Source organism: Pseudoalteromonas arctica (genome assembly GCF_012927645.1).
In the GTDB taxonomy this organism is placed as follows: domain Bacteria; phylum Pseudomonadota; class Gammaproteobacteria; order Enterobacterales; family Alteromonadaceae; genus Pseudoalteromonas; species Pseudoalteromonas arctica_A.
The window spans coordinates 1-15,972 of sequence record NZ_JABBMT010000012.1; the positions used below are offsets into that span (position 1 = coordinate 1).

General features: G+C 43.5%; 6 protein-coding genes and 1 pseudogene. 1 reads left to right on the top strand and 6 read right to left on the bottom strand.

From position 1 onward, the window contains the following. Positions 1–94: pseudogene (locus HHO47_RS09470) on the top strand (elongation factor Tu); the annotation flags it as partial. Between the two features lie 206 nt (positions 95–300). Here the strand turns inward: HHO47_RS09470 and HHO47_RS09475 are convergent. The 6 genes from HHO47_RS09475 to HHO47_RS09500 form a co-directional block, all read right to left on the bottom strand. After that, the gene (locus tag HHO47_RS09475; protein ID WP_169020083.1) at positions 301–1,236 is read right to left on the bottom strand and encodes an alpha/beta fold hydrolase; all 936 of its coding nucleotides are present in this window, start codon (positions 1,234–1,236) and stop codon (positions 301–303) included. Positions 1,237–1,359: 123 nt separating this feature from the next. After that, positions 1,360–2,265, bottom strand: coding sequence for a hypothetical protein (locus tag HHO47_RS09480; protein ID WP_169020084.1), 906 nt, complete (start codon positions 2,263–2,265; stop codon positions 1,360–1,362). Positions 2,266–2,671: 406 nt separating this feature from the next. Next, positions 2,672–3,859 carry a dipeptidase gene (locus HHO47_RS09485; protein ID WP_169020085.1) on the bottom strand — a complete coding sequence of 396 codons (1,188 nt, stop codon included), beginning with the start codon at positions 3,857–3,859 and terminating at the stop codon, positions 2,672–2,674. Positions 3,860–4,335: 476 nt separating this feature from the next. Next, positions 4,336–5,589: an MFS transporter gene (locus HHO47_RS09490; RefSeq protein WP_169020086.1), complete on the bottom strand. Its 1,254-nt coding sequence runs from the start codon at positions 5,587–5,589 to the stop codon at positions 4,336–4,338. After that, the gene (locus tag HHO47_RS09495) at positions 5,586–9,689 is read right to left on the bottom strand and encodes a non-ribosomal peptide synthetase (RefSeq protein WP_169020087.1); all 4,104 of its coding nucleotides are present in this window, start codon (positions 9,687–9,689) and stop codon (positions 5,586–5,588) included. The genes HHO47_RS09490 and HHO47_RS09495 overlap by 4 nt, the downstream gene beginning before the upstream one ends. A gap of 3 nt (positions 9,690–9,692) precedes the next feature. After that, entirely contained in the window at positions 9,693–15,971 is a 6,279-nt protein-coding gene (locus HHO47_RS09500) for a non-ribosomal peptide synthetase (protein ID WP_169020088.1), read from the bottom strand. Position 15,972 lies beyond the last annotated feature (1 nt).

Consider the following 15,972-nt stretch of genomic DNA (forward strand, 5'->3'; position numbering starts at 1 on the left):
CTCTCCAATCGCAATGGATGAAGGTCTACGTTTCGCAATCCGCGAAGGTGGCCGTACTGTAGGTGCTGGTGTAGTAGCAACTATCGTTGAGTAATAATTAACTTATAAAGTTAATTATTAGAAAAAAGGTCACTTAGGTGGCCTTTTTTAATGCCTGTGAAAAAGTTGTTAGAAGTTAGAAGTTAGAAGTTAGAAGTTAGAAGTCAGACTTTAGTTGGCGAGTGAATGGCTTTATTTATTGTGGAACTCAACGAAGGTGCTTGATAGCAATGGCAGTTGGTTATTATTTCTCACTAACCACTAACCGCTTATGGCTTTTTTTAACTTTTTCTGTGCGCGCTTTTGTTCTGCTTTTTTAACGTGTTTGCTGATCCACTTGGTCATTTTTACCATTAATGCTGGCGGGAAGTCGTGCCCCATGCCGTTGACTATTCTTAGTTTGGCTTTACGGATTTGCACAGCTGTTAATTTACCAGCTGAAACAGGTATCACAGGGTCTAGATTACCGTGGATCACTAAAGTAGGCGCTTTAATTTTTGCCATTAAGTATTGTCTGCAATCACTTGCTGCAATAGCAGCAAGTTGACGATTGAAACCTCGTGGGTTGTAAGCACGTTCGACGCCCAAAATGGCTTGTTTACGCAGTGTTTGTTCATCTTGCGGGTAAGCAGGGCTACCAATGAGCTGGTTGAGTTTAATGTTGTAATTAATAGCCCCATCTCGGCAAGGTGATTTGGGGCGGTGCTTTGCAAGCTGTAAAAATAGCTTGAGCTCAGACAGAGACATTTTAGGCTTACCTGAACTAGACATAATAGAGGTTAAGCTCAAGACCTTTTTTTTATGTTTAGCTGCGATAATTTGTGCAATCATGCCACCCATAGATGCACCGACTAAATGCGCTTTTTTGATGCTCAGAGCAGCCATTAATTCAATAACATCGGTTGCCATATCGTCAAGGGTATATGCTATGCTGGAAGTAATAGGTAAGCGTTTACTCAGCCAAATTTTTAGTAAGCTCGGATCACCAAATTGATCTAACTGGCTTGAAAGACCAGTATCGCGATTATCAAATCTGATAACCCTAAAGCCATTCTCAACTAACCCGTAATAGAGCTCTTCAGGCCACACTGTTAGCTGCGCTCCAAGGCCCATAATCATAATGATAACAGGCGCTGATTTCTTGCCTTTATCTTGATAGCTAATTGTAATGCCACTTTTAATTTTAATCGTGCGCATATTACGTTATGTTGATAGCTTATTTAGCGACTTATGTAAAACAGTATAATTAAAATTCAGCAGTCCTTCATGAGTAGAAATATGAATTTTTTATATCAGAATGGGAGTCGCTTTTTAATACGTTTAACCTTCAGCATGTTTTCGCAGTTCTTCTAGCATGCTCGAATTTCCAATCATTTCATCAAGTACAGAGCGAACATTATTATCACTAGAGTGCTGGTAAAGTGATAAAATATGTTGGGCAATTTGTTGGCTATTGCCACCTTCTGAGCTTTGCGATTGATAGTATTGCGATATCAGGCCTTGCCCCGCTAAACGGCGAATATAATCGTTAGGCTCATGTTGCAGTAGTGAAGTAAAGCGCTCAGTCAGGCGTTGATCGAGTACGGGGGCTTGAGTTATGACTTCAATGGCTTGAATTTTGAATTTCTCATTATCACTATTTGTGGCCAGCTCTAAAATATTATCGACTACCGCAAAGTCATACTCAGGTATTTTTGATTTATTCAAAATATACATATTCATTTGTAGTTGAGTTAGGGCTGCGAGCCTATCGATATCTGTGGCATTTGGGTCGAGTATTTGCTCTCGTAATTGTGTGGTTATTTTTTTCGCATAATCAGAGTCTGACTTTATGCGTAGTTCATAGTCTTGTGGTAAGTCGGCATAAAAACCGTAAAGCGGGTTGCTTTCACGCATTTCATCTATTTCTTGCTGTTCTTTTTCCGTCAGTACAGCAAGCACTAACTCCTTAAAATCATCGTTATTATATTCTTGATCTATAGAAGTATTTTTTATTTTTAGGCTGGCAACTTGTCGCTGTAAAGATATTATTTTGTTATGCAATTGAGTAATTGAAAGTTCGTTGTTGTCATTATTCAGTGGCATATTAGTAACAATGATCGATGACTGTTCAGTGCTGCTTTTATTGTTAGGTAAACTCACTGATTTGAAAAATGTACCGTAACACGAGATGACAAGTGCGGCTGAGGCAAGGACTATTGCGACTGATCCTTTACTAATTAGCATGTGGTGGAGGCTCCATATTTGAAAAGGCGTAATTTACCGCCTTGAGGGCTATAAGTCTGTTAAAAGATGTAGAAAGTTAAGTATGCTCAAGCGTATTATAATTTATTCGCTAAGTATGATTGATAATGAAGGTTATTACAAAGATGCAAATGCGCTTCATACCTATGCTGAGCTTTTTGTATATGATGTGCCTTCAGGTGATTTATTTGCAGAGTCAACGAAACGAATTATCAGTACAACTTGTTTGACGTGTTTAGCTGTACACAAGGCATCTTTGCGACAACAGGGGCGATTATGAGTTGATTAAAATAGCAGGATTTACGTCTCAAGAGAAATTGATAAATGAGATTTTTCAGTCATCAAAAAGCAATTAGGCCCTGAACCTCAGGACCTAATTATTTATCAATTAATGTTTTTTTGCATACTGTTCGGCTTGTTGCCATACGCGCAGCACATTGCCACTGAGGATTTTTTTGATATCTTTGTCACTGTAACCACGATCCATTAATCCTTGCACTAGGTTTGGGTAGCTAGATACATCTTTTAAGCCTACTGGCAGCGAATCGCCAACACCATCGTAATCAGAGCCGATGCCAACATAATCGATACCAATTAGTTCAACAACGTGATCGATATGCTCAAGTACTTGCTCAAGGCTCGCAAATGGATACGGGTTTTTAGCACGATACGCGGCATCAAAATCTTGACTTAATTTAGTGCCTTCTTTTTTGGCCGACTCTTTTTTACTCTTTAACTGCTTACCCCAAGCACCTGCTTTAGCGGTTACAAAGCTTGAACCAAAGTTTATTTGAATAACCCCGCCGTTCTTTTTCAGCGCTAGTAGCATATCGTCATCCATATTACGCTCAAAACCCGGCGTATATTTGCGCAGTGATGAGTGTGAGGCAATAACCGGTGTTTTAGATAGCTCCATTACTTGATAAAACGCATCATCTGAAATATGTGAAACATCAATCAGCATGCCGATATTGTTCATCTCAGCAACCAACTTTTTACCAAATGGGCTAAGACCTTTCCATTTACGGCGAATATCATAAGATGAATCTGAAATATGGTTGCTTTGTGAATGAGCAAGGGTGATATAGCGTACACCACGGTCAAAAAAATGTTTAAGGTTATTCATGTCACCTTCAATTGGTGAGCCGTTTTCCATCCCCATTGCTATCGACATTTTGCCTTGTTTAAACTGCTTTTTAATATCGTTCGTTGAATCGGCAATAGCAAATTTGTCAGGGGCGCGCTGGGCAATTGCTTCCATACTATCAATGAGTTGATTTGCTAGTTGAAAACTTTTTCCTTTCCCTTCAAACTCTAAATGAGCAGGAATATATATCGACATAAAAGGGGCATTTAAACCGCCTTTAACTGCACGTGGGTAATCAAAATCACCACCGTCAGTCGCTTGCGTTACATCGGCCCAATTTCGGTGTATACGATACGGTACATCAATGTGGGTATCGATCAAAATTGTATCTTTTGCGAGTTTAATTGCTTTATCAGAGAGGGTAACTTGCGTAGCTTGTGCCCCTGTAATAGTTAGTGCAATGGCGCTAAGTGCTAAACGTATTTTCATGTTCTTACCTATATTATTATAATAATGCTAATGATTGTAACAATAATCGATTAGTCCTGCCTACTATCCTATTTTTTAGCCATTAATCATTTATTACCCTTAGGTATCAAACGTAATCATTATAGTTCTAGCCAACAAAAACTCAGTATGCATCTAAGGCGTACGGCAATTTTAAAGCTGATCTTCCGCACCCACTTTAAGAATAAACTTTCTGATACTGTTCACCCAAACAATCAATAATGGTTTGATTACGCGCTAAAGTGAACTGACACTATTTGGAGTGAGCTAAAGCTTATGATTCACACAATCGCAACGTTTTTGCAAGCAATCACCCAGTATTTCACATTATGCCCCAGAGATGTTATATCAACAGTTACGTCAAGGGGTTTAGAGGAAACTTGAAGCTGCAACTAGGCGACAATATTCCATGGCAAGCCCAGCTACGATTGGTGTAATTCAGGTGGTATAAAGTTCGACTACGAAGGCTGCACTTTCACCTGCTGCTCGTTTTGGTTTAGTACACTGGAATGACATAGGATGATAGCGATGATTGACACGCCCCCTAACAAGATCCAACTGTTGGTCAAATTAGTGTAGGTGATCAATAAGGCTGTCATCGCAGTGCCAAGGAGGCCACCGAGGCGCGTGCTCAATGAGGTCACTGACTCGATACTTACTCTGACGTTGTCACTACTTAGCTGGTGTTGCAGCTGCAATTGTGCGGGCTGTGCTAATCCCATGCAAAAATAGAAGCAAACTAATGCAAGTATGAGCATAGGTACAGAGCTAACCCAACTGAGTAACACCACAAACATCAGCTTGAATACGTGTGAAAAGGCCATTACATATCCTAGGCGTTGGTCAAACCAGCGGCAAAGTTGTGTGCTTAGTGCTGCGGCAAGGCCATTTAATGCAAACCCAAGCGCTAACATTGCCGGAAATATCCATGCCAATGCCTCGACAGGCACCTGACTATATTGCTCAGCGAGGGCAGGCCAAAACTTCTCTATGCTACTTGCAACTGGCACGGCAAATACCAGTATCACTAATAGCTTGCGCATTCCGCGTTCTTTGCAAGTATTCAGTATGGTAGTGCAGTGAGAAAATAGGGTGGGTGTTACGTCGTCGGTTTGCTTGGCTGTCTGTGCGCGGACAATAAAAAAGGTGCGGATAAACGTGATAATGAACACCACAATAGAAATCACTAAAAGGGCTTTATACAAAGAGGTTAAGTGAAAGTGGCTGGCGTCCATAAACGCTAGAAATAACGTAGCAAATAATGCAGCACTTGCCCCGATAAGATAACTTAATCCATACACTTTACCAAACCCACTATTGAGGGGCTCATCTCCATCTAATTTTTGATAGGCTTCAACAAACCAAGCGTTGAGAGTGCCGGTCAGAGATGCTTGACTTAACCCCCAAAAAGCCATTGCAGCACATAGCTGCCATAAGTGTTGGCTAAAGAGTAAAGTTAGGTTACAAAGTGCAGCAAACACTAAGGATGATAGGAATACTTTACGCCGACCTAATGCATCGGCAAAGACCCCACTGGGCACTTCAAATACAATGATAGTAAACGCCATTACCATCATTGTAATTGCGATATCCTGTAGCATAAAGCCCAAGCTCAGCATATAGGGTGTAAAGATCGGTAGTACTAGCATGCTCGCAAACATGGTTAGCCCGAGGTGTTTCCCATACTGAATGGCAAATTGTGAGCGGGTCATGCGTTAGATACCTGTAAAGTTGAAAATACTTGGTCAAGCTTATTGCTTATCGTGCTTGCAATACACTCTAAGTCCCTTTTATCTGTCATTATTTCATCATGTAATCGAAGCAGAGGTACTACGTCTACCGACGTTAGTATATGATCTAAACCATTACAAGGTGGTTTAAATACATCATGATAAAGTGATGATATATCAGTTACTTGATGTATTATGTTTAACACCTTTAACGGCACGGCAGTATCACTGACATCGCTCGCTGAAAAGAAAGTCGCATCGTGTTGGTAAGGGGCGGTTGTTGAAAAGTGTCGAGTGAGTGTTAAAAAAGCTTCGGCAATGGTCGCAGACTTAACATCATCGCTTTGTGCAACTAGCTGTTCTGCTTGCTGGCGTTCAGAGCTCGACAGCAATGGTAATACAGGATCGATTAAAAAGCAGTGTGCAACTTGATAGCCTAAATCACTGAGGTAGTTCGCCACCTCAAGAGACATCATGGCTCCTTCACAAAACCCGCCGATAAAGAATGGCCCCGAAGTCTGTTGCGCAAGTATGCGTTCGGCATAGTAAACCACTAAAGGTTGCATGCTAATGTGCTTTCCTGTGAATAACTTTACGTTTTCAACTGCATGAAGCTGGCAGTATGGGCTTAATTCACCCCCAAGTTGCGCAAAGCTATCGGCGCCCGCAGCCGCGGGTAACATATGTATCGTTGGTAGCGCACTGTCATTAAAAGTCAAGCTCGGTGTAAAGTGCGGATGAGCAAGAGCTTGTGCTAGCGCTTGTTCATCATTTAGGTGAGCAAACTGTTGGGTTGCCAAGTCATTTATCACCATGGCCAACTCACGAATGGAAGTGTGTTCTAACAATATTTGTGGAGTAAGTTGCCAGCCAAGCTGGTGAGCTTGACCGCAGAACTTAAGCATACTGATAGAGTCTGCACCATAGTCGATAATGGGATCTATGACTGAGATCGCATCGCAATGTAAAATTTGTTGCCACAGTGCTAGGATATTGCGCTCGATTGTTGTGCTTGGAAGCTCAATAGGCCTGCACGTATGCTGTGGCTCAGGAAGCTTTCGTTTGTCTAATTTACCGTTTAAGGTTAATGGTAACGTATCTAAAAACATAACCGTATTAGGCAGCATATAACTTGCAACCTTGGGGCGTAGCGCTTGAAGAATAGCTTCAGCTGTAAGGCATTGATCATGACTACGTTCGCTAATGATGTAGGCATGTAACTGTGTTTGACCATGCACCTTACGAGCGATGACTGCGCTACTTTTAATACCGCCAATAGTATTGAGCTGCTGTTCAATACCAGCTAATTCAACTCTGAAGCCGCGTATTTTTACTTGCTCATCATTACGGCTAACATAGCATAGCTGATCTACTTGATTCCAATAAACTAAATCTCCAGTGCGATAGTAAGTACTAGCATTGCCCCATAATGAACATTGCACGAATTTGCTGTTGCTTAGTTCGGGTTGCCCAACATAACCTGCTGCAACTCCACTGCCGCTGACCAGTAACTCACCGGGGCAGCCTATAGGTAACAATTGATTATGCAGGCCTACAACTGCTACAGCGCGACCGGGGATTGGTTTACCTATGGGGATTGGCTTATCTTGGACAGTAACGGTATGTAAGGTCGTAAAGGTTGTACATTCAGTTGGGCCATATCCATTGATAAAATGTTGTGGTGCAAATTCAGAAGACACTAATTGATGAACTAGGTGATCCGTTAGTGCTTCACCACCGACCAGAAGATAAGTTAAAGAGTGAAAAATCGCGTTATCCTGGCTAAATATGGTGTCGAATAAAGTACGAGTGAGCCACAGTGTCGAAATATTCAACCGGACAATGGTGTCTTTAAGCTCGCTCGGGGAGTGGAGTATATGTTGGTATCCGAGGTGCAGTTGAGCCCCATTCAATAAAGCACCCCAGATCTCAAATGTGGCAGCATCAAATGCAGGGTTAGCAAGCTGAATAAAATTATCATGCGTTGAAAACTGTAGCTGTTCGCTGCTTTGAACCAAAGAAGTACAACCGATGTGCGTAACCGCTACACCTTTTGGTTTGCCAGTCGTACCAGAGGTATAAATGATATTGGCAATATCTGTACTTTTGGGTAAATCAAATGGACAAGACGTGTCACCGCCCTCGAAAAAAAGAGTCTCGTTGACTTTAAAGCCGATGGCGTTGTGCGTATCAAGCAAGGGCTGCAGTAAATGAGCCGAGTTGTCATGATAGAGCAGCAGATCTGCTTTACTGTCGTCTAGTTGATAGCGTTTTCTATCATTAGGATCCTTTAAAGCCAATGGCGTATACGCAGCTCCTAGCTTTAGTGTGGCGAGCATAGCAACTACCATGGCAATATTGCTTTCCATACAAATAGCAACGACACGAACCGATGGTACTTGTTTGTGCATCAAATGGGCGAGTTGATTTGCTTTGCTATCTAACGCCTGATAACTCAACTGAGTAGCGGCATTACTGACGGCTATGCTATCTGGCGTCATTGCTACGATTTGGTGAAAGCGCTCAACAATGCTAGGTGCATTAAAGGCATTATTTTGCATCCCACTCAGATATTGCTGGTGGTTGATATCATAGTCGGTGAGCAGATTAAGTTCGAATAATTGGCTGTGAGTAGGCTCGACAGCATAGCAACACAGTATACGCTGAAATAATGTCGCAACCTGCTTTATATAGCATCGAGTGTAAAGCGTTGTTGCATAAGTTAAGCTGATCCTTGGTTGGTCGCCAATATGTAAATAGGCTGCCAAATCGAATTTTGCTTGATTGTCGTCAATCGCTGGCAGTTCAGCCACGGACCAGTATTGGCCGGATTGAGTGGGTGTAAACTGGCTGAGCGTAAAGATACTCTGAAAAACAGGGTGCATGCTGGTATCGAGTTTGATATCCAGCAGAGACTTTATCTCTTCAAACGCAAGCGCTTGATGCTGCTTGGTGAGGTTAACCAGAGCGTTTACCTCGGCTATCCAGCTTGATATCGTCTGCGCGTACTTGAACACAGGTTTTATCGGCAAGGTATTCACAAAGTAGCCAATAATTCCTTGCTCGGCCATGGAGTTTCTATTTTCACTAGGCATGCCCACCGCAAAATTATCTTGGCCGCTGAGTAACGCAAGCGTATGATACCAAGCTGCTAATCCTATGGTATTGAGAGAAACTTGATGGTGTTTAGCAAGTGCTTCAAGCTTAAAATTTAACCCTGTTTCTAATGGTAGTTGAACCGTATCACCTTGATGTTCAAATTTTGCGGGCCTATTTTGGCATTGCGCAAGGGTAAGTGGTGAGAGATCGTCTAGTTGAGTACACCAAAATTGCTGAGCTTTTTGCTTCGATGCGAGCTGTTTTGGTGATGATTGAAAATAAGCATAATCATTAAATTGTACCGCACGTGCTAATGGCTGTTGTAAATACAGTCGTTCAAGCTCTTGCAGAAACACGCCTAACGACCAGCCGTCAAACGCGATATGATGCCAAATGAGCAATACGTACCGAGTATGCTCAGTATCAATGAAAGTTACCTTAAAAGGACGCTGCTCACGCAAACTAAATGGCGCGTAAAACGCTTCTTTACAATAGGTATTCAGTGCAGTGTTTGTAATCGAGACATGTTCAAATGCTATCGGCTGATGACACGGTGCCTGGATTGGATCACCCGTTTCATCAAATGACACAATATTGTTTAATACGCTGTGTCGAGTGATGATGCATTCAATTGCTTGAGTTAATTGTGAGTGGCAGCATGTATCTGCCAGTGTTAGTAAGCACGGAATATGATACGTACTGGCAGAGTCAGATGCGGTTTGGGCAAAATACATTTGCTTTTGCCCAAGCGTTAAAGAGGCATGAGGCATAGGCGCAGGCAAAATAGCTAAGGTATCAAATCGCTGCTTACTGATGATGTTGTTCTCCGTTAAGTAACTCAGTAGCTCAGCTTTATGGGCTTTTAGTGTTGTGACCACATCGCTTTTTGATAAGTCATGTTGGCTGGCAATTTTTAGCTTTTCTTGGTCTTGCCAAAGGCTTATCCCTTGCTGTTTTAGATCATAAATAATATCGGTGATCATGGTTTAAATCTCCATTTTAAATTCGTCGTGAGTAGCTTGGTACTGTGCTAGCTGCGCTTCTATTGCTTGAGCAAACATTTTGAACTCGGGGTTGGTAAGCAAAGTAGACACCGGTATGTCTAGCGCAAATTCAGTGCCGCATTGGCCGACCAATTTGGCGGCAACAATGGATGAACCTCCTAGAGTAAAAAAGTGTTGACTAAGGTCAGCCTGTTCTACTTCTAAATGTGCTATCCAAAGCGGAGCTAATGCTTTTTCTACAGCAGTTTCAGGAGGTTGCGGATGGCTGTTTGAAGCATCAAAGTCATGAGGTAACTGAGCGACATCTAGTTTTCCATTAACTGTTAACGGGATTTCTGCAAGCGTAATTACGGCGCTAAGCTGCATATAATGAGGCAGCTGTTGGTTGAGCCAGTGGCGTATGGATTGTGTGTTTTGGCTAGGGGTTACGATGTAAGCGACAAGTTTGTTACCGCCAGATGGTGTTTTAAACAGATGCATCACCGCTTGCTGCACATCACAGTGCTGTAACAACTTACGTTCGATCTCACTGGGCTCGACACGGTGACCGTCAATGTCCCACTGGTTGTCAACTCGGGCGATAAACTCAAGCGCGTTTTTCTCGTTTATTCTTACCAGATCGCCTGTGCGATATAACCGCGTTTCGATCTTATTGCTAGTAACACTAAGAGTATGCTTTGCAAAATGAGCAGCAGTCAGTTGTGGATCTTTCCAATACCCTAAACCAACAGCGCTGCCGCCCACATAGAGCTCACCGATTGCACCGTTTGGCATTATGTTTTGCTGTTCATCAAGTACGACTAGGTGAGTATTACGAATAGCATACCCAATGTTGATAGGTTCATTGTGTTGTACTTCTGATTGTGTGACGCAAACACTGGTTTCACTCAGGCCATACTCATTTAAGAGCGTCTCGGCGAGCTTTCTCTCTGAAGAGTTAAGTGTAGAACCTCCGGTAAATAACAGCTTTAGTCCCACCGCAGCTATGTCGCTGGCAAATTGATTGATGAGCACCGTTGGCAAAAATGCCACGTCGACTTGCTGCTGTGCCAAATAGCTGCATAGAGCTTTGGGGTCTTTTCTGAGAGGCTCAGGGATGATCTCAAGTTTTGCCCCTGCTGCTAGCGCTGGAAAAATCTCGCAGATGGAGGCGTCAAACACATACTCTGCAAACTGGCTTGCGGTTACTTGCTGAGTACTTTCAAGCTGATGGCTTTGGCGCATCTCTAGGCATAGATTGGCAAGTCCACCATGATGTAGCATCACGCCTTTAGGCTTACCTGTAGTACCTGATGTAAAAATCAGATAAGCAAGTGCCTCTTCTGAATATGGTGCTGGTGTAAAATTATGGTACAGAGGGTGGGCCAGCATAGTATCCAGTTCAACCACCAGCGCATTGCCTAAATACCAGGTTGGATACTGTGAGCATAGCAGCAACTGAACTTCAGCTTGGATCAGTACTTCTTGGTTACGTGCAGCAGGCTGGTTGGTCGATAGGTTGATAAATGGGAGTCCCGCTTTTAGGGCGGCTAACATAACTAACGGAGCTTCAAGCCCCTTATCAAAATACAGCCCAATGTTCCCCGAGATCTTTGGGCGATAGGTTATCAGTTGAGCGGCTAAGTGCTCGGAGCCTTTGTCTACCTGCGCATAAGTGATCTCCTTACCTTCAAAACTCAATGCTGTACGTGAGGGGTAACGGCATACGGTGTCTTTGAATTGCTGTAAAAACGAAGGTGTATGTTTAGTAGGTGCAGGTATTAAAGATAACAACGTAGATTTGTTGATTGTGGAGACTGTATCTAAAGGTTGCTGCGCGTTATCGCATAAATTAGCGAGATACACAGTGAAAAAGTCAACAAACTGCTGGCATCTCTGAGGCAAATAGCAGGCTGCCATATAGATAAACTGAGCTTGGATTGTGCTTCCTGCATCTTGGCAGATTAAACTCCAATCAAACTTAGCAGGGTGATAGTCTGTGGCTTCGGTGTTCGTTGTAGCTACTCTAAAGTGACAGTCACTCTGGTTATGGATATTAAACTGATCAAGGCTGAAAAACGTTTGAAATAAAGGAGAAACGCCAGCTTCGCGCTGTGGCTCGACAGCGCGACTTAAGGCCTCGATCGGCACCGATTCATGGCACTTTGCAGCAGCTAAGTAGGCTTGGTTTTCGCGTAAATGAGTCGCAAAGCTTTGTTGGTTTTGCTTATGCAGCACATGCGGTAAGGTGTTAACAAAGTAACCAATAGCCTGCTTCAAGGCGGCTGGGCGGTTATCACTTGGAGAGCCAACAACGACATGTTGTTTTTGACTCCAAGTACATAGTGCTAATTGGTACGCGGTAAGCAGCACAGTGTATAGTGAAACATGCTGTGCGCGGGCCAGATCTTTTAGTTTTTGTGTCAGTGTTTCAGGTAGAGAAAAGGTAATCGATTGACCGATATGATCATTTACAGGCTTGCGGGCAAGGTCGGTTTCCCATTGCGTCAGTGTTAGGTTGTCAAATCGTGGCTGCCAAAATGTCAGATCATGGGCTATTTTATCAGCCTGCCATGCGGCATAGTCCTTAAACTGTAAGGTATCTGGGTGATGAGTCTGTCCACTTAACTGAGTTTTAAGAGCATCCAAAAAGACCTGAGTGGACCAGCCGTCAAAAGCAATGTGGTGGAGCACCAAACAGATAGCATAACTAGCCGTACTTGAGGTCTCGAGTAAAGCTAAGCGCACGGGGGCTTGCTGAGCAAGATCAAAGCTGCGCTGGGTAAAGTCATGGAGCTGTGATGGTGCAATAGTCTCGGCATTAATGTCAGTTAATGTTTCACTATAACTCCACTGTCCATGTTGCGTTTGTAAATAAGTGGTACGCAAAATATCATACTGGCCAATAACCTGCAGCGCGGCATTATACAATGCATGTTGCTGTTCGGGATTATCACACTCTAGCATTAAGGGTATATGGTAGGCGCCCGTATTGGCACTGAGCTGTTCGTGAACTAGCAAGGAAATTTGCTGGGCAGTTAGCGGTTGTTGGTGCAGCGGTCGCTTACTGGGTTGAATATGCTCGGTGGTCATTGGCAAGTTACCAATGTTGGCGATGGTGCGGGTCATTAAAAATTTCTTTAGATCAATAGGTAACGATAAGGTGCTCTGCATCTTGGCAACCAAGTTCATTGCACTGAGTGAGTTCCCTCCAAGTGCAAAGTAATCATCATCTATACCCACTTTATCGACTGATAAATCATATTGCCATAACTCACATAGGTGCTGCTCTTGATGATTTCGAGGTGCTCGATAGTGTTGCGCAGAAGTAATTCTCACCGGCTCTAGTGCCGCCAAGTCAACTTTATTATTTGCCGTGAGCGGCAATGTATCTAGCCAACTTACTGCGCTCGGATGCATATAGTCAGGTAAGAGTTTGGCAAGGGTTGAATGGAGCGCTTCAAGCGTGCAGGTTGTGCCACAAAGGTAGGCAACCAATACATCTCCTTGTGGTGAGCTTTGTACTTTGGCACAGGCTTGGCTAATACTTGGATGTTGCAAGAGTGCATTTTCAACTTCTGTGAGCTCAATGCGATAGCCTCGCAATTTTATCTGTCTATCATTACGTCCTAAATATTGATAGTGACCGTTGGCTAACTGACGGGCGAGATCACCTGTTCGATAAAAGCGTTTTCCTTGGTGGATGATAAAGCGAGATTGAGTTTGTTGCGCTAAGTTTGCATATCCTCTTGCAACCCCTAGTCCGCCAATTAACACTTCGCCAGGACAGCATAGCGGCAAAGGGTTGATCGCCTCATCGATAATCACAAACTCGGTGTGATCCAGTGTCGAGCCGATATTAGCTGGTACGGTGTTTTGTGCTGAGGTGGCATACACTGACGCGGTAACCGTAGCTTCTGTTGGACCATACTCAATGAACAGAAGCGGCGTCCACTCCTCAATGAGGTCACGGTGGCAAGCTTCTCCCCCTGTCACTACTCGCCTTAGCTGTGCCTCTTCTGGGCGGGTAAGTATGCTTAATAATGCAGGTGAAATGACCAAGTGAGTAATATTTCGGCTGATCAATGTATTGATGTGTTGTGGTGATCGGGCCGTTTGTTCAGAGGGGATCACCAGTGTTGCGCCGTTGAGGAGGGTCATAAACAGAGGTTCGACAAAGGCATCAAAATAATAGGGAGGCAGCGCACACACTTGCTCATCTTGCGTGAACTGGTAGTAAGCCGTGGTGCTATCAATGAGCGCCAGTACTTGCCTGTCTTCAACCAAAACGCCTTTTGGTGTGTCTGTACTGCCTGAGGTATAAATAATATATGCTAGTTGGTCATTCGTGCGTGTCGCTGTGCTTAGCTCCTGAGGAATCGTTTGTTTGAGTGTATTAATACAGAGTGATGGGAGCTCTAAATCTAATTCATTGATCTGTGTATTACAGTCTGTGCTATGCAGTAGCAAAGCAGCTTGGCTGTCTTTTAGCATAAACTCGGTGCGATTACTGCCTTGTTCCGGGTTGAGCGGTACGTAGCAGCCACCCGCGGCGAGTACGGCTAATATTGTAATAACCATATCTGGACTGCGATGAAACATCAGAGCCACTTTCTGAGACTGCTGTTGTGCGAGCAAAGGCTGAATGTGCATGGCTATATGCTCTACTAGTTCAGCTAACTCGCCATAGCTCAGTGTTTGGTCTTCATATCGCAGCGCAATCTGATCTCGGTGTTGCAGCACAGCATGTGTGAAGCCGTGATATAAGTTGAGGTTGTCGTCAGAATTCGGGGTTTCAACATCTGTGGTAGACACAGTTTGCTGATACAGTTTTACCAGCGGCGTATCTGGGTGTTCAAGTGCAGCGACCATATTGGTGATGTAAGCAGTACCAAACTGCTCGACAAAAGCGTCATCAAATTTACTCGGATCGTAATTGAGCTGACCTTGTAATTGTGCCTTGCTATCGTCAAATGCTAGGCGGAGCTCGCACTTGATAGGATTATACAAGGCGTCATTGTCAAACTCATTAGCCTGTTGGAATGGCAAATCAAATTCATCGACAATATCGCTGCCAAATCGCTGCACGCTAAACATTAAACTTGGCAGGGAGCTATCAGTCGATTCGCTTAAATATTGAAGTTGTTCGTCATAAGGCAAATGTTGATAGCGCTTTGCATCGTTTAGGGTACTTGCTGTTCTGTGGATAAGGGCATTGAAGCTAGGTTGTGCTGAGGTGTTAATTCGCAGTAATAGGGTATTGATCAAACAGCCAATGATCTCTTGAGTTTGAGGGTGATCGCGATTATCTGTCGGTACACCTATCACAACATCAGACTCACCACTATATTGCGAAACCTGCCAAATATACAAGCTTAATAACACCACATAAGGAGTGATGTTATGTTGTTTTGCTATACCCTTGATGCGATTGCTGTGTGCTTCAGATAAAGAAAAATAGTGATTCTGTGCTTGGCCATTGCTAAGTGTATGGTACTGAGTTGGCTGAATTTGAGTGGAGGTAGCGCCCTGTAGTTGTTGCTGCCAATAAGCGTGGGCGTCTTGGTCGTTTTGCTTTGATTGCCAACGAACGCAGTCAAAGTAGTTAGTCTTTTTATGGATCTCTTGATAGGAGCAGTGCTCGGCAAGCGTTTCAAAAAATAGGCGCATAGACCAAGCGTCAAAAGCAATATGGTGCCACAAAAAAAGACAATAAAGCGTTTGCCCGCATTGGTAAAAGGTCACTTTAAATGGTGCTTCCTGATACAGGGAGAATGGCGTATGAATCGCCTGATAAACTTGTGAGTGAAGCGCTTCAAGTGATACTGCCTGTCGCATTTTTATGTCGATCGGATTGGCTTGAGTTTGACAGCTCAACCCAGCTGTATGCTCAACAATATGGCTATTGAGTACGGGGTGTTTGACAACGGTACGATGGATTTGCTCTGTTAACTCGGCAGCGGCCATTCCAGTATTAAGCTTGACCAACAAAGGTATGTGATAGGCACAGCGCGTTGGCTCAAGACTGTCGACAAACAGCAGCCGAGCTTGGGTATTAGAAAGTGGTACAGGGGTTACCAGCGGCCAGCTTAAAAATGCCGCTTCTGAGCGGATATCATACGCTTTAAGTAGTGCTAATAGCGCTGCTTTATTGGTTTTGAGTGTCGCGAGTAACTCTGGTGCTACGTTATCCTCATATCCCAGTGCCAGGGTATTGTGCTCGGACATCCACACGCGCATATGTTGCGCATGAAGCTGTTGTATTAATTGGGTTAACTCCATG